14 protein-coding genes and 4 tRNA genes are annotated in these 14,395 nt (G+C 63.2%); 14 read left to right on the top strand and 4 right to left on the bottom strand.

The window, feature by feature from the left end; translation table 11 throughout:
- Window positions 1-218: 218 nt before the first annotated feature.
- The 3 genes from DK842_RS12725 (at window position 219) to DK842_RS12715 (ending at window position 3,302) form a co-directional block, all read left to right on the top strand.
- Window positions 219-1,538, top strand: a complete 1,320-nt coding sequence (locus DK842_RS12725; RefSeq protein ID WP_114061775.1) for a TRZ/ATZ family hydrolase — start codon at window positions 219-221, stop codon at window positions 1,536-1,538.
- A 4-nt stretch (window positions 1,539-1,542) separates the two neighbouring features.
- On the top strand, window positions 1,543-2,241 hold the full coding sequence (gene ubiG, locus DK842_RS12720) for a bifunctional 2-polyprenyl-6-hydroxyphenol methylase/3-demethylubiquinol 3-O-methyltransferase UbiG (protein WP_114061774.1): 699 nt from the start codon (window positions 1,543-1,545) through the stop codon (window positions 2,239-2,241).
- 392 nt (window positions 2,242-2,633) lie between these two features.
- A complete protein-coding gene (locus tag DK842_RS12715; protein WP_168191898.1) occupies window positions 2,634-3,302 on the top strand; it encodes a GntR family transcriptional regulator in 669 nt (222 codons plus the stop codon).
- A gap of 66 nt (window positions 3,303-3,368) precedes the next feature.
- On the opposite strand, the gene DK842_RS12710 is transcribed toward DK842_RS12715, so the two are convergent.
- Window positions 3,369-3,860 carry a dihydrofolate reductase gene (locus DK842_RS12710; protein WP_114061773.1) on the bottom strand — a complete coding sequence of 164 codons (492 nt, stop codon included), beginning with the start codon at window positions 3,858-3,860 and terminating at the stop codon, window positions 3,369-3,371.
- A complete protein-coding gene (locus DK842_RS12705; protein ID WP_114061772.1) occupies window positions 3,857-4,651 on the bottom strand; it encodes a thymidylate synthase in 795 nt (264 codons plus the stop codon). Before DK842_RS12705 ends, DK842_RS12710 begins: the two co-directional genes overlap by 4 nt.
- Window positions 4,652-4,790: 139 nt before the next feature.
- Between DK842_RS12705 and flhB the strand changes: the two genes are divergently transcribed.
- From flhB to DK842_RS12670, 7 genes are all read left to right on the top strand, one after another.
- Entirely contained in the window at window positions 4,791-5,957 is a 1,167-nt protein-coding gene (gene flhB, locus DK842_RS12700) for a flagellar biosynthesis protein FlhB (protein ID WP_114061771.1), read from the top strand.
- Between the two features lie 6 nt (window positions 5,958-5,963).
- Complete coding sequence (gene flhA, locus DK842_RS12695; protein ID WP_114061770.1) at window positions 5,964-8,048, top strand: flagellar biosynthesis protein FlhA; 2,085 nt, start codon at window positions 5,964-5,966, stop codon at window positions 8,046-8,048.
- Between the two features lie 6 nt (window positions 8,049-8,054).
- Window positions 8,055-9,482, top strand: coding sequence for a flagellar biosynthesis protein FlhF (gene flhF, locus DK842_RS12690; RefSeq protein ID WP_114061769.1), 1,428 nt, complete (start codon window positions 8,055-8,057; stop codon window positions 9,480-9,482).
- Window positions 9,479-10,357, top strand: a complete 879-nt coding sequence (locus DK842_RS12685) for a MinD/ParA family ATP-binding protein (RefSeq protein ID WP_232538472.1) — start codon at window positions 9,479-9,481, stop codon at window positions 10,355-10,357. Before flhF ends, DK842_RS12685 begins: the two co-directional genes overlap by 4 nt.
- Window positions 10,354-11,100: an RNA polymerase sigma factor FliA gene (locus DK842_RS12680; RefSeq protein WP_114061768.1), complete on the top strand. Its 747-nt coding sequence runs from the start codon at window positions 10,354-10,356 to the stop codon at window positions 11,098-11,100. The genes DK842_RS12685 and DK842_RS12680 overlap by 4 nt, the downstream gene beginning before the upstream one ends.
- A 56-nt stretch (window positions 11,101-11,156) precedes the next feature.
- Window positions 11,157-11,906, top strand: coding sequence for a flagellar motor protein (locus DK842_RS12675; protein ID WP_114061767.1), 750 nt, complete (start codon window positions 11,157-11,159; stop codon window positions 11,904-11,906).
- A gap of 79 nt (window positions 11,907-11,985) precedes the next feature.
- Window positions 11,986-12,417 (top strand): DUF2846 domain-containing protein, encoded by a 432-nt coding sequence (locus DK842_RS12670; protein WP_198414533.1) that lies wholly within the window; start codon window positions 11,986-11,988, stop codon window positions 12,415-12,417.
- A 53-nt stretch (window positions 12,418-12,470) separates the two neighbouring features.
- Here the strand turns inward: DK842_RS12670 and DK842_RS23910 are convergent, their stop codons facing one another.
- Complete coding sequence (locus DK842_RS23910) at window positions 12,471-13,271, bottom strand: hypothetical protein (protein WP_232538471.1); 801 nt, start codon at window positions 13,269-13,271, stop codon at window positions 12,471-12,473.
- Window positions 13,272-13,286: 15 nt separating this feature from the next.
- Window positions 13,287-13,877 carry a 3'-5' exonuclease gene (locus DK842_RS23905; RefSeq protein ID WP_232538470.1) on the bottom strand — a complete coding sequence of 197 codons (591 nt, stop codon included), beginning with the start codon at window positions 13,875-13,877 and terminating at the stop codon, window positions 13,287-13,289.
- Between the two features lie 190 nt (window positions 13,878-14,067).
- Here DK842_RS23905 and DK842_RS12660 point away from each other — a divergent pair.
- From DK842_RS12660 to DK842_RS12645, 4 genes are all read left to right on the top strand, one after another.
- Window positions 14,068-14,144: transfer RNA gene (locus tag DK842_RS12660), tRNA-Arg, on the top strand.
- A 9-nt stretch (window positions 14,145-14,153) separates the two neighbouring features.
- A tRNA-Glu gene (locus tag DK842_RS12655) sits at window positions 14,154-14,228 on the top strand.
- A 5-nt stretch (window positions 14,229-14,233) separates the two neighbouring features.
- Window positions 14,234-14,310: transfer RNA gene (locus tag DK842_RS12650), tRNA-Arg, on the top strand.
- Between the two features lie 3 nt (window positions 14,311-14,313).
- Window positions 14,314-14,388: transfer RNA gene (locus tag DK842_RS12645), tRNA-Glu, on the top strand.
- Window positions 14,389-14,395: the final 7 nt, after the last annotated feature.

Here is a 14,395-nt window from a genome sequence, read left to right as displayed (position 1 = left end):
GGCCCTGAGTTCAATTAACGTGTGCAATCAGCAGTATACACTGGTCGGTCGCGGCTTTTCGCCGGAATATTCACCAGTCATCCATCCATATCATTTTCAAGCATATCCACAGCACAAATCAGATGAATATAAAGAGCTTTCAGCAGCTCATTGCCTTGTCGCAATAGCAGGGCCTAAAATCCACGACACTTCGACAACGGATCATCAGGATATCAGCCATGCCGCAGTCCCGTTATGAAAAGATTATCTCAGCCCGCTGGATCATTACCGTGGAAACGGACGGCGAAGTCCTGGAAAACCACGCCGTCGCCATCCGCGGCGGCAAGATCGCCGCCATTCTCCCCGCCGCGGACGCGGCCGCGCTGGAAGCCGACGAAAGGCTGGAGCTGCCCGACCACGTGCTGATGCCGGGTCTGATCAACCTGCATGGCCATTCTGCGATGTCGCTGCTGCGCGGCCTGGCCGACGACAAGGTGCTGATGGACTGGCTGACCAATTACATCTGGCCCACCGAAGGCAAGCACGTGCGCGACGATTTCGTGTTCGACGGTTCGCTGCTGGCGATGGGCGAGATGATCCGCGGCGGCACCACCACCATCAACGACATGTATTTCTACAATGCCGCGATGGCGCGCGCCGGCCTCGCTTCCGGCATGCGCACCTTCGTCGGCTGCTCCATCCTGGAATTCCCGACCAATTACGCGTCCACCGCCGACGACTATATCGCCAAGGGCATGGCCGAACGCAGCCAGTTCCTGGGCGAAGAGCTGATCACCTTCACCTTGGCGCCGCACGCGCCCTACACCGTGTCGGACGACACCTTCCGCAAGGTTGTGACGCTGGCCGAGCAGGAGGACATGCTGATCCACTGCCACATCCACGAAACCGCCGAGGAAGTGAACAACAGCGTCAAGGAGCGCGGCATGCGCCCGCTGGCCCGCCTGCAGCAGCTGGGCCTGCTGTCGCCGCGCCTGGTGGCCGCGCACATGGTGCATCTGAACGACGCCGAAATCGAGCTGGTGGCCAAGCATGGCCTGTCCACCGCCCACAATCCGGCCTCCAACATGAAGCTGGCCTCCGGCATCGCGCCGGTCAGCAAGCTGCTGGACGCCGGCGTGGCCGTGGGCATCGGCACCGACGGCGCCGCCTCCAACAACAAGCTGGACATGCTTGCCGAAACCCGCCTGGCCGCTCTGCTGGCCAAGGTGGGCACCTTGGACCCGACTTCGGTGCCGGCGGCCGCGGCCATCCGCATGGCCACGCTGAACGGCGCCCGCGCGCTGGGCATCGCCGACAAGGTCGGCTCGGTGAAGGAAGGCAAGGACGCCGACCTGATCGCCATCGATCTGGCCGCTCTGGAAACCGCGCCGGCATTCGACCCGATCTCGCATGTGGTGTACGCTGCCGGTCGCGAGCAGGTCAGCCACGTTTGGGTCAAGGGCCGCGCGCTGATGCGCGACCGCAAGCTGGCCACGCTGGACGAAAGCAACCTGAAGGCCCGCGCCGACGACTGGCGCAACCGCATCCTGGCAAAGTGACAGCATGAGCAACGTAGACGAACTCGAAATCGACAAATTCAGCCAACTGGCGCACAAGTGGTGGGACAAGGACAGCGAATTCAAACCGCTGCATGAAATCAACCCCTTGCGTCTTGACTTCATCGACCGCCACGCGGCCATCGCCGGCAAAAAAGTGCTGGACGTGGGCTGCGGTGGCGGCATCCTGGCGGAAAGCATGGCGCTGAAAGGCGCCCAGGTGACCGGCATCGATCTGGCGAAAAAGTCGCTGAAGGTGGCGCAACTCCACAGCCTGGAATCCGGCGTCCCCATCGACTACCGCTGCGTACCGGTGGAAGAGCTGGCTGCCGAAATGCCGGCCAGCTTTGACGTGGTCACCTGCATGGAAATGCTGGAGCACGTGCCGGATCCGGAAAGCGTGGTGCGCGCCTGCGCCACGCTGGTGAAACCCGGCGGCTGGGTATTCTTCTCCACGCTGAACCGCAACGCCAAGGCTTATCTCTTGGCTGTGGTGGGCGCCGAGTACGTGCTCAACATGCTGCCGCGCGGCACCCACGAGTACGCGCGCTTCCTCAAGCCGTCCGAGCTGAGCCGCATGGCTCGCCACGCCGGCCTCGGCCTGCAGACGCTGCGCGGCATGGGCTACAACCCGATCACCCGCATCTACTCGCTGAACGACGATACCGACGTCAACTACCTGATGGCGACCCGCCGCGCCGTCTGAGCCGGCTCAGGGCCAAGCCCGGCCTGGCCGGGCTTTTTTCGTTCTGCATTGCCACCGGCATGGCGGCGCGCGCCAACGCCGACACCGCCCGGTTTTCTCCCTGACGCCCCCCTCCCCGCCTGCTTGCGCTCGATTAAATGTGAAAAATGGCAGAAAACGCCTGCCAGACAAGTCAACACAACACGAAAACATGCGTTTTAATCATCTGATTGATATCATAGCCGCCCTCAACGCCGACGCGCATGGTGCGCGCAGCCGGCATGGCAGTGCCGCGCCTCGCGCATGCTAGCTGGATACAAACGGGCAGACCGACAGGATACTGCCGGACAATCCGGCATAACTATGCCGTACAATATCAAGAGAACGAGAAAATCAATTTCCGGAGATGATTCATGACATTCAAGGCCAATGACCTCTTGACCGAGCAGATCGCCCAATATTTAGGCAGACAGATCATCCAGGGCGAAATGAAGCCGGGCGAGCGGATTCAGGAGCTGCGCATCGCAGCCGAGCTGGAGGTGAGCCGGGGCTCGGTGCGCGAGGCCTTGCTGATTTTGCAGCGCCGCCATCTGGTGGACATTTTTCCCCGCCGCGGCGCCGTGGTGTCCAGCATCGGCGCGCGCGACGTGCGCGACTTCTTCGAACTGTGGTTCCTGTTGCTTGACCGCGTAGCACAGAACCTGGCCGCCAGCTGGCAAAACGACGACCTGGCCCGCTTCATCGAGTTGATGGCACTGCTGGAGGAAGACAATCGACGCGACGACCTGCAGGCTTTCTACGAGCACGGCATCGAATTCCTGTCGGCGCTGTACCGCCATGCCGACAACCGCTACCTGACCGACACGCTGAACGACATGCTGCCGCTGACCCAGCGCTGCCTGTACGCGATCCTGCGCGCCGGCAAGAGCCAGATGGAGCGAACCCACGAATTTCTGGAGAGCCTGCTGAAAACGCTGATCGCGCGCGACACCAGCCGCCTGAAGCAGATGATCGCCGAGTTCGGCCAGGATTACAGCCTGCTTGCGCAAAGCGCGGCCGAGGCACTGGAAGGCGGTCTCTGAGCGCTTGTCTCCGAAGCCAATCAAAAGGCTGCCTGGGCAGCTTTTTGATTTTCGCGCCGGCGGCGCTCAGCGGCGGCGGTATTCGACGAAGGCATAAGGCAGGCCGGCGGCGCTGAGCGCCTCCTCTCGCGAAGCCTCGCGCCATTCCTCGGGCGAAAAGACCGGGAAGTGGGCGTCGCCGTCGTAATCGCGGCCGATTTCCGTCAGGCACAGCCGATCGGCCATCGCCAGCGCCTGGCGGTACAGGTCGGCGCCGCCGATCAGGCACGCCTCCTCCACCCCGCCAGCCAGCGTCAGCGCCTCCTCCAACGAATGCGCGGCCTCGGCGCCATCCGCAGCCCAGTCCGCCTGACGGGTCACCACGATGTTGCGGCGGCCCGGCAGCGGCCTGCCGATCGAGTCCCAGGTCTTGCGGCCCATGATCACCGGTTTTCCCAGCGTGGCCGCCTTGAAATGCTTCAGATCCTCAGGCAAATGCCAGGGCAGCTTATTGTCCACGCCTATGGTGCGGTTGGCCGCCATCGCGGCCACCAGAGTCAGGATGGGCTTCTGGCTCATACCGCCACCTGCGCCTTGATGTGCGGATGCGGGTCGTAGCCTTCCAGCGCGAAATCCTCGAACTGGAACGCGAACAGGTCCTTCACCTCCGGATTCAACCTCATCGTCGGCAAGGTCCGCGGCTCGCGCGACAATTGCAGCTCGGCCTGCTCCAGATGATTGCTGTACAGGTGGGCGTCGCCCAGCGTGTGGACGAAATCGCCGGGCTCAAGGCCGCACACCTGCGCCACCATCATCGTCAACAACGCGTAGCTGGCGATGTTGAACGGGACGCCGAGGAAGATATCCGCCGAGCGCTGGTACAACTGGCAGGACAGCTTGCCGTCGGCGACGTAGAACTGGAACAGGCTATGGCAGGGCGGCAGCGCCATCTGGTCCACCAGCGCCGGATTCCAAGCCGACACGATCAGCCGGCGCGAATCCGGAGTCTTCTGGATCATGTCCAGCAGTTGGCTGATCTGGTCGATGTGGCGGCCGTCCGGCGCAGGCCAGCTGCGCCACTGATAGCCGTAAACCGGGCCGAGGTCGCCGTTTTCGTCGGCCCATTCGTCCCAGATCGACACGCCGTTTTCCTTCAGGTAGCGGATATTGGTGTCGCCGGACAGGAACCACAGCAATTCATGGATGATGGAGCGCAGATGGCATTTCTTGGTGGTGACCAGCGGGAAACCGTCGGCCAGGTTGAAGCGCATCTGGTAGCCGAACACCGAGCGGGTGCCGGTGCCGGTGCGGTCGGCCTTGTCGTGTCCATGTTCCAGCACATGGCGCATCAGATCGAGGTACTGTTGCATGTGGTCGATTCCGTCAATAATCAGATTATTGTACCGCTAGCGGCCCGTCGGCGCGAGGCGGAAGGCTGGCCGAAACCCGTCTGCGTAAGCTACCATTCAGTTTAAAATCAAGACAAAAGCATTTATCTGAAGAGAGCCCATGGCTGAAGACTCCGACCTCGAACGAACAGAACCCGCGTCAGCCAAACGGCTGTCGACTGCCAGGGAAGATGGCAACATCCCCCGCTCCCGGGAACTGTCCACCTTCGCCGTCACCATGACCGGGGTCGCGTTGCTGATGGTGATGGGCGGCAAGCTCGGACGCTTCCTTGGCGACACCATGCACCGCCTGCTCACCTTCGATCAGACCACGGTGCAGAACGCCGAGCCGGCGCTGGTGCGGTTCAAGGAAAGCTTGTTCGGAGCGTTATGGGAACTGGCCCCTTTTTTTGGCGGCCTGGCCTTGGTTGCCATTTTCACCCCCACCCTAATCGGGGGCTGGAATCTCACCTTCAAGGCTCTTGAGCCCAATTTCGGCAAGATGAACCCGCTGTCCGGCATCAAGCGGCTGTTCTCGCTGAACGCCGTCACCGAAGGCGTGAAGGCGATACTGAAGAGCCTGCTGATAGGCGGCATCGCCACCTGGTACATCTGGAAGGAGCGCGGCGAAATCATCGGCCTGCTGGCCATGCCGCTGGAGGCTGGCATTCAGAAGATGACCGACCTGATCATCCATACCTTCTTCATCGTCACCGCCGCGATGATTTTGCTGGTGGCGATAGATGTTCCCTATCAGCTATGGAGTTACTACAAAAAATTGCGGATGACCAAGGAAGAGGTCAAGCAGGAGTTCAAGGAAATGGACGGCTCTCCGGAAGTAAAGGGCCGCATCCGCCAGCTGCAGCGCGAGGCGGCGCGCAAGCGGATGATGCAGGAAGTGCCCAAGGCCAATGTGATCGTCACCAACCCGACGCACTTCGCGGTGGCGCTGAAATACGACGACACCATGCGCGCGCCGCAGGTGGTGGCCAAGGGCTCTCTGATCCTGGCGGAAAAAATCATAGACAGCGGCAAGGACAATCACGTGCCCATCATGCGCTCGCCCCGCTTCGCCCGGGCGCTGTATTTCCACGCCGAACTGGGCCAGGACATCCCCGCCCAGCTGTACGCGGCGGCGGCCCAGGTGCTGGCCTACGTGTTCCAATTGCGCCAGTACCAGGCGGTGGGCGGCGTGGCCCCGGTCTACCCGGACCAACTGGATGTGCCGGACGAGCTTGACCCGTACAGCAAACGTCAGCAAGATTCGGCGCCAGAAGAAAGCCGATAAGCCAGCATGGACGCCATCCTCCAAATCCTCAAGCGCCTGAAGATCTCCCAGCTCGCCGGGCCGGTGCTCATCATCCTGATCCTGGCGATGATGGTGCTGCCTTTGCCGCCGGTGCTGCTGGACATCTTTTTCACCTTCAACATCGCGGTGTCGGTGATCGTGCTGCTGGTCGGCATCAATGTGCGAAAGCCGCTGGACTTCTCGTCCTTCCCGTCCGTGCTGCTGATCACCACCATGCTGCGGCTGTCCCTGAACGTCGCCTCCAGCCGGGTAGTGCTGCTGGAAGGCCATACCGGCCCGGATGCCGCCGGCAAAGTGATCGAATCGTTCTCCCACTTCCTGGTGGGCGGCAACGTCGCCATCGGCATCGTGGTGTTCATCATCATCACCATCATCAACTTCGTGGTGATCACCAAAGGCGCCGGCCGGATCGCCGAAGTATCCGCCCGCTTCACCCTGGACGCCATGCCGGGCAAACAGATGGCGATCGACGCCGACCTCAACGCCGGCCTGATCGGCGAGGACGACGCCCGCAAACGCCGCGCCACCATCGCTGAAGAAGCCAACTTCTTCGGCGCGATGGATGGCGCCTCCAAATATGTGCGCGGCGACGCGATGGCCGGCATCCTGATCATCCTGATCAACGTGATCGGCGGCCTGATCGTCGGCGTGGTCCAGCACGACCTCCCGGTAGGCCAGGCGGCGGAAACCTACACCCTGCTCAGCATCGGCGACGGCTTGGTGGCGCAGATTCCGGCGCTGATCATCTCTACCGCCGCCGGCATCGTGGTGACGCGCGTCGGCACTGATCAGGACATGTCGGAGCAGTTCCTGGGCCAGCTGTTCACCAAGCCGCAGGTGCTGTACATCACCTCGGCTGTGATCGGCATGATAGGCCTGATCCCCAACATGCCCCACTTCTCCTTCCTGCTGATCGCAGGCGGCCTGCTGGCGCTGGCCCGTTCCATGGAAAAACGCAAGCGTCAGCAGCAAGTCCAAGAGCAGCAAGCCGCCGCTCAACCCGCCGCCCAACCGGAACAGCAGGCCGCGGAAGTGGGCTGGCACGACGTGCAGCACGTCGACCAGCTGGGCATGGAGGTCGGCTACCGGCTCATTCCGCTGGTGGACCGCAGCCAGGATGGCGAACTGCTGCGCCGCATCCGCGGCATTCGCAAGAAGATCGCCCAAGACCTGGGCTTCCTGGTGCCGCCGGTGCACATCCGCGACAATCTGGAAATCAAGCCCAACGCTTACCGCATCCTGCTCAAGGGCGTGGAGCTGGGCAAGGGCGAGGCCTTCATCGGCCAGTTCCTGGCCATCAACCCCGGCATGGTCAGCAAGGAGATCGCCGGCGCCGCCACCACCGACCCCGCCTTCGGCCTGCCGGCGGTGTGGATAGACGCCGGCAAGCGCGAAGAGGCGCAAAGCCTGGGCTACACCGTGGTGGACGCCAGCACCGTGGTGGCCACTCACATTTCCAACCTGCTGCAAACGCATGCGGCGGAACTGCTGGGCCGCGAAGAGGTCCAGGCCTTGATAGACCATCAGGCCAAGGAGTCGCCCAAGCTGATCGAAGACCTGGTGCCCAAGGTGGTGCCGCTGGGCATTTTGCAGAAGGTGCTGCAGCAGCTATTGTCGGAAGGGATTCACATCCGCGACTTCCGCACCATCGTGGAAACGCTGGCCGACCACGTCCCGCAGAACCAGGACATCGACGAGCTCACCAGCGCGGTGCGCACCGCGCTGTCGCGGGTGATCGTCCAGCAGCTGTTCCCCGGCGAGGCGGAGCTGCCCTTGATGACGCTGGAGCCGCAGCTGGAAAGCGTGCTGATGCAGGCGGTGCAGTCCAAGGCAGGAGGCGGGCTCGAGCCCGGCCTCGCGGAAAACCTGCTGTCCAGCGCGGCGCAGCAGACAGAGCAAGTGGAAATCCAGGGATACAATCCGGTGCTGCTGACGCCGCCCGGACTGCGGCCGCTGCTGGCGCGTTTTCTGCGCCGGGCATTGCCGCAGCTGCGTGTGATTTCGCATAATGAGATTCCGGATAATAAATCCATTCGTATAATTGCGGTAATCGGCGGTAGCAAAGGCTAATCGACAATGGTAGTAAAAAAGTTCTTCGGGAAAACCACTCGAGACGCGCTGCGGCAAGTTCGCGAAGAACTGGGGGCCGACGCCCTCATCTTGTCCAATCGCCCCACCATGGGCGGCGGCGTGGAAATCATGGCGGTGGCCGACGCGGACGTCGCCAACCTGGCCAGCACGCTGTCCCCCTCCTCGAGCAAGCATCCGCCGCGCAACGCGCCGCCGGCCAGCCGCCCGCCGCAGCAACCCGCGCCCATTCCCCAGTCCAACGGCAGCGCGGTCAACCGCGCCATCGCGCGCACTTACGCCATGCCGGTGGAGCCACTGGAAAGCCCCGCCCCGCCTCGGCTGGAAACCGCGCCGCCGCGCATCGAGCCGGTCTTCACGCCTCCAGCCGCCGCCCCGCAACCCGCGCCGGCGGCCCCGCCCCGCTCCGCCCCGCGCCCATCGGCGCCGGAGTCCCCGGCGGCCCACGCCAACGGCGAGGAGCCGGAGCAAATGGCCCAGGAGCTCAAGCAGATCGGCGATGAGATCAAGCTGCTCAGAAGCCTGCTGCAGAGCCAGCTGGCCAGCTTCGCCTGGTCTGACATGGAGGGCAAGGCGCCCAACCGGCTGGAGCTGTTCAAACACCTGCTGGCGATGGGCTTCTCCGCCCAGCTGATCCGTCAGTTGATAGAAAAGATGCCGGCGCAGTACCAGGCCGAAGTCGCGGTGAAATGGGCGCGGTCGGCGCTGGCGCACAACCTCAAATGCGCGGACGCGGACCGCGAGGTGATGGACCGCGGCGGCATTTTCGCGCTGGTGGGCCCCACCGGCGTCGGCAAGACCACCACCGTGGCCAAGCTGGCCGCCCGCGCGACGATGCGCTTCGGCGCCCAGCACGTGGCGCTGATCACCACCGACAGCTATCGGATCGGCGCTCAGGACCAGCTGCGCATCTATGGCAAGATTCTGGGTGTGCCGGTGTTCTCGATCCAGAACGAGGGCGACTTGCAACTGACGCTGGCCGACTTGTCCAACCGCCACATCGTATTCATCGACACCGTGGGCATGGGCCAGCGCGACGCCCGCGTGCTGGCGCAGATAGACATGCTGCGCACCGCCGGCCGCCCGATCGAGCGGCTGCTGCTGCTGGCCGCCAACACCGACGGCCACACGCTGGAAGACGTGGTGAAGCGCTACCGCGGCGACGGCCTCGCCGGCTGCATCCTGTCCAAGATAGACGAAGCGGTGGCCCAGGGCCCCAGCCTGGACGTGATCATCCGCAACCGGCTCAAGCTTTATTACATCACCAACGGCCAGCGCGTGCCGGAAGACCTGCACGCGGCCAACGCCGCCTTCCTGATCGACCGCGCGATGCGCGCGCAGCAGATCGCCTCGCCATTCTCGCTGCAGACCGACGAGATGCCCATCATGCAGGCGGCGCAGGCCGGATGGCTATGAACGAAATGCAGGATCAGGCCGCCAGTCTCCGCCGCATCGCCGCCCAGCAGCAGCGCGCGCCAAGCTTCGCCTTCATCGGCTCGCCGCACTCAGGCGCCAGCACCGTGGTGACCGAGCTCTCGCTCGGTCTTGCCTACGCCGGCTTGCGCCCCACCGTGGTGGACTGCTGCCTGGGCCAGGTGCAAACCCGGCGCCTTGGCGTGCCCGCCACCGCCACGCTGGAAAGCCAGGTCGTCAGCGTCGGCGGGTTGGACGAAATGATGGTAGTGTCGCGGCAAGGCGTTCAGTTGATCAATCTCTATGCGCAACCGGAGCAGCGCGCGCTATTCTCCACCCAGCTATGGTTGCGCTTGGGCAGCGAATTCGGCGCGCTGGAGCGCGACGCGTCGGCCTTGCTGGTCGACGCGCCGGCTCCGACGCGCGATCCCATCCCCGCCAGCGTGGCGGATAATCTGATTTTGGTATTAACACCGGATGCCGACTCGCTGACCACCGCCTACGCTAATATCAAGCGCTTGGCCAGCCGTTACGGCCGCCAGCGCTTCAACGTGCTGGTCAACCGCGCGCGCCACCTGGAGGAAGCGCACGAACTGTTCACCCGGCTGTCGGCGGTCACCAGCGAGTTCCTGACCGTGTCCCTGCGCTGGGTCGGCTTCGTGCCGCACGACAATGCGGTGCGCCGCAGCCAGACGCTACGCCGGCCGCTGATGGAAGCATTTCCCGACAGCGAGGCGGCGATGGCCTTCTCGCAACTGTCTGCGGTACTGTTGCAATGGGACGCGCCGGAAAGCGCGCGCGACAGCACCGGATACATGGACCTGCTGATTGCCGCCTCGCGCGATTGGGCCGAGGCGGATGGAGCCAAACCCTTATGACCTTTCCGTCCTTCCGCCGATCGGGCTATGCAACAGCGGCCCCCAGCGTCGAGATAGACGTGGAAGCCTATACGCCGCTGGTGCGCAAGCTCGCCGGCATCATGATCGCGCGGCTGCCGGCGTCGGTGGAGCTGGGAGACCTGGTCCAGGTCGGCATGATCGGCCTGATCGAGGCCGCGCGCCAGTTCGACCCGGCCCAGGGCGTGCAATTTGAAACCTTCGCCAGCCAGCGCATACGCGGCGCGATGCTGGACGAGCTTCGGCGCGAAGACTGGCTGCCGCGCCAAGCGCGCCGCAATTCGCGCCAGATCGAGGAAGCCATCTCCAAGCTGGAGCAGCAGCTAGGGCACGCGCCGCTGGAGTCGGAAATCGCCGCGGAAATGGGGCTGGAGCTGGAGCAGTACCAGGATATGCTCGGCGACTGCAAGGGCACCACGCTGCTGCATTTCGAAGATTTCAGCACCGGCGACGACGAGGGCAGCCACAATCCGGTGGCCAACGTCGCCGATGAAGACTCGCCCGATCCACTGGCCGCGCTGTCCGACGACAATTTCCGCCGGCACCTGGTCAGCGCGATCAAGTTTCTGCCCGAGCGCGACCAACTGGTGATGGCACTGTACTACGAACAGGAACTGAATCTGAAGGAAATCGGCGCGGTGCTCGGCGTCACCGAGTCCCGCGTCTGCCAGCTGCACAGCCAGGCCATCGCCCGGCTGCGCGCCAAATTGAAAGACTGGCTGTAAGGGAAGGTCCGGCATGAACGCCGGACCTCAGACCAGCTCGATAACGGAACCTTCTTGTGGACAAGATCAGTCTCATCGCCATCGTCATGGGTTTGACCGCCATCATCGCCGGCCAGGCCATCGAAGGGGGCAATATCGGTTCGCTGATGCAGCTGACCGCCTTCATGATCGTCATCGGCGGCACCACCAGCGCGGTGATGCTGCAAAGCACGCCCAAGCAATTCATGGCCGGCCTGCGCATGCTGCGCTGGATTTTCCGCCCGCCCAACTTCGATCATGAAAAGATGATCCGCGAGGTGGTCAACTGGAGCCAGACCTCGCGCAAGGGCGGCCTCTTGGCGCTGGAGGGCATGATCGCCGCCCAGCGCGACCCCTTCACCAAGAAGGCGCTGCAGATGCTGGTGGACGGCACCGAGCCGGATACGCTGCGCGCGGTGATGGAGGTGGAAATCAGCATGTTCGAGCATGCCCGCAAACAGTCAGCCCGCATCTGGGAGTCGGCCGGCGGCTACGCGCCGACCATGGGCATTCTGGGCGCGGTGCTGGGCCTGATCCACGTGATGGAGAACCTGTCCGACCCGTCCAAGCTGGGCGGCGGCATCGCGGTGGCCTTCGTCGCCACCGTCTACGGCGTGGGCTCGGCCAACTTGTTCTTTCTGCCGATGGGCAACAAGCTCAAGCACCTGGTGGCCTCGGAAATCGCGATGAAGGAGCTGGTGGTGGAAGGCGTGGTGGCCATCGCCAACGGCGAGAACCCGCGCATCATCGAAAGCCGGCTTCGCGGCTTCCTGGCGATGCACGAATAATTAACGCCACGACAAACTTTACACAAATTTACAACTCACCATTATCATACTCCGCTTCATCAACCAGCAGAAAATGATCATGCGTATTTTGATCGCAGCAGCACTGGTCGCCGGCTTGAGCGCCTGCGCCTCCACTCCGATGGCCACCCAAGAGGCGGATGCCTCCGCCAAAGAGTTCAAAGTCTCGGCTAACGCATCCCGCGTTTATATCTATCGCAACGAAAATATGGGTGCCGCCGTCAAGATGCCCGTGTTGATCGACAACAAACCCGCCGGCAGCACCGTCGCCAAGAGCTATATCATGACAGACCTTCCCGCCGGCAAGCACACCATCGTGGGCCAAGCGGAAAATGACTCCAGCCTGACCCTAGACACCGTAGCGGGCAAGATCTACTACGTCTGGCAAGAGGTCAAGATGGGCGTGCTCTACGCTCGCAACAAGGTACAGGAGGTCGATGAGAAAACCGGCCAGGACGGCGTCAAGGAATCGTCGCTGATCGCGCCGCTCTAAGCGTTTCTCCGCATTCCGGGCAAGCGTGAGCTTGCCCTTTTCGCTTCTCCGGCTCAAAGCGCCCTCACCTCCCGATCCGGCTTGCGCAGTTCGCTTTCCAGCAACTTGTAATAGTCGAGATCGAACGCCGGCTCGCCTTCCAGCGCCCCGCCATTGCGGCGGCTGCCCAGATAGCACCAGCGGTCGAACAGATGCTCGACCACGTCGCCGCACACTTCGTCATGCTCCGCCACCGCCACCGCGCCCTCGAACGGCCACGGCTTGACTTTGAGCCGCTGCAACGCGGTCTTCAGACGCCGATTATGGCTGTCCGCTTCCTCCTCGCCCACGCAGGCGCCCCGGCAGCGGCGTATCTGATGCGCGGCGCAAGGCTGGCCCTTGCGGCTGGTCACCTGCTCGACGCCCAGCACCGACTGGCACAGGCCCTGCGCCAGCGCGATCTGCGCCAGCGCCTTGCGCGCCTCGCGCGCATGGCGGAACAGGCCGTAAAGGTCGCCGGTGCGGGTGAAGTCGATGTCCCGCGCCGATACCGGTGTCGCCCGCATGAAACCATCCTCGCCAGTTTGCAACTGCAAGGTACATACCTCGCCCATCATGCGCGCGCGCGGATTGTGCAGCGGCTGCAGCCGGCTCAACCATTGCAGCTCCAGCAAATGGCCGCCGAAATCGCCCAGGCTTTCCCGCCATTCCACACGCGCCACCGGCTCGTCTATCCGCGCCTCATGGCTTTTCTGCCCAGGCTTGCGCTCGGCGAAATGGCCCAGCGTCTTGCGATAGAGATTGGGCGCCCGCCCCACATACAAGGCTCTGCCGTCCTCGCCGAACAGCGCGTAGACGCCGGCCGAGTCCGGCATGTCCTCCACCTGCTGCTACAGATCAGCCGGGAGACTGGACAATTCGGCAGGCTGCGACAGCAACTGCGACGCCTCATGCGCCACCTTGTCTTCGCCCAGCTCCGCGCTCGCGATCTGGATGAAGCGATACACCGCCTCGGCATCGGCCAGCGCGCGGTGGCGTTCCGGCATCGCAATGCCATGGCGGGCGATAAGGCTATCCAGGCTGTGCTTGAAATGCTGCGGGTACAGGCGGCGCGACAGCTTGACGGTGCATAGCGCGCGCGCCTGGAAACGCAGCCCCTGCCGGCGGAATTCGTTTTTCAGGAAACCGTAATCGAAGCGGGCGTTGTGCGCCAGCAAGAGCCGCCCTTGCAACCGGGACAGCAAGTCATCGGCCAGCGCCGAAAACGGCGGCGCGGCGGCTGCCATTTCATTGCTGATGCCGGTCATATTCTCAATGAAGGGGGGAATCGGTTGTCCCGGATTGACCAACCAGGACAGACGCTCGACGCGCTCGCCATCTATCAGCACCATGCCGACTTCCGTGATGCGGTCTCGCGCGATGTTGCCGCCGGTGGTTTCCAGGTCGACGATGGCGCAGGGTTGTGCAAACAGGTTATTCAATCTCGCTTCGCTTTCATGTCTCGCAACTTCGCGGCCAGCATGCCAAATGTCTGAAAATGTTGGCGTGCCGCGACAAGGACAGCCGTCGAGTTTACCGGCTTTGCAAAAAAAAGCCTATGAGGTGTTGACAGCCAAAACGCCTATCTGTAGTATTCGACCTCTCGCAAGACACAGCGTCTCGCGAAACAGTGCACCCGTAGCTCAGTTGGATAGAGTATCTGGCTACGAACCAGAGGGTCGGGCGTTCGAATCGCTCCGGGTGCACCACAACTCAGCGTCCCTATAGTTTAGCGGTTAGAACACCGCCCTTTCACGGCGGTAGCCGGGGTTCGATTCCCCGTGGGGACGCCAAAGCTGCACCCGTAGCTCAGTTGGATAGAGTATCTGGCTACGAACCAGAGGGTCGGGCGTTCGAATCGCTCCGGGTGCACCAGCTGTCCCTATAGTTTAGCGGTTAGAACACCGCCCTTTCACGGCGGTAGCCGGGGTTCGATTCCCCGTGGGGACGCCAGGATTCA

The sequence above is a fragment of the Chromobacterium phragmitis genome, assembly GCF_003325475.1.
Lineage (GTDB): Bacteria > Pseudomonadota > Gammaproteobacteria > Burkholderiales > Chromobacteriaceae > Chromobacterium > Chromobacterium phragmitis.
This window is presented reverse-complemented; position numbering and strand designations above follow the sequence as displayed.

Excerpts from the sequence above, each read along its gene's own strand:
- DK842_RS12710 (WP_114061773.1), bottom strand. The coding sequence starts at position 3,860 with ATGAGCCAGAAGCCCATCCTGACTCTGGTGGCCGCGATGGCGGCCAAC.
- DK842_RS12725 (WP_114061775.1), top strand. The coding sequence starts at position 219 with ATGCCGCAGTCCCGTTATGAAAAGATTATCTCAGCCCGCTGGATCATT.
- flhA (WP_114061770.1), top strand. The coding sequence starts at position 5,964 with ATGGACGCCATCCTCCAAATCCTCAAGCGCCTGAAGATCTCCCAGCTC.
- DK842_RS12715 (WP_168191898.1), top strand. The coding sequence starts at position 2,634 with ATGACATTCAAGGCCAATGACCTCTTGACCGAGCAGATCGCCCAATAT.
- flhB (WP_114061771.1), top strand. The coding sequence starts at position 4,791 with ATGGCTGAAGACTCCGACCTCGAACGAACAGAACCCGCGTCAGCCAAA.
- ubiG (WP_114061774.1), top strand. The coding sequence starts at position 1,543 with ATGAGCAACGTAGACGAACTCGAAATCGACAAATTCAGCCAACTGGCG.
- DK842_RS12680 (WP_114061768.1), top strand. The coding sequence starts at position 10,354 with ATGACCTTTCCGTCCTTCCGCCGATCGGGCTATGCAACAGCGGCCCCC.
- DK842_RS23910 (WP_232538471.1), bottom strand. The coding sequence starts at position 13,271 with ATGCCGGACTCGGCCGGCGTCTACGCGCTGTTCGGCGAGGACGGCAGA.
- DK842_RS12670 (WP_198414533.1), top strand. The coding sequence starts at position 11,986 with ATGCGTATTTTGATCGCAGCAGCACTGGTCGCCGGCTTGAGCGCCTGC.
- DK842_RS12705 (WP_114061772.1), bottom strand. The coding sequence starts at position 4,651 with ATGCAACAGTACCTCGATCTGATGCGCCATGTGCTGGAACATGGACAC.
- flhF (WP_114061769.1), top strand. The coding sequence starts at position 8,055 with ATGGTAGTAAAAAAGTTCTTCGGGAAAACCACTCGAGACGCGCTGCGG.
- DK842_RS12685 (WP_232538472.1), top strand. The coding sequence starts at position 9,479 with ATGAACGAAATGCAGGATCAGGCCGCCAGTCTCCGCCGCATCGCCGCC.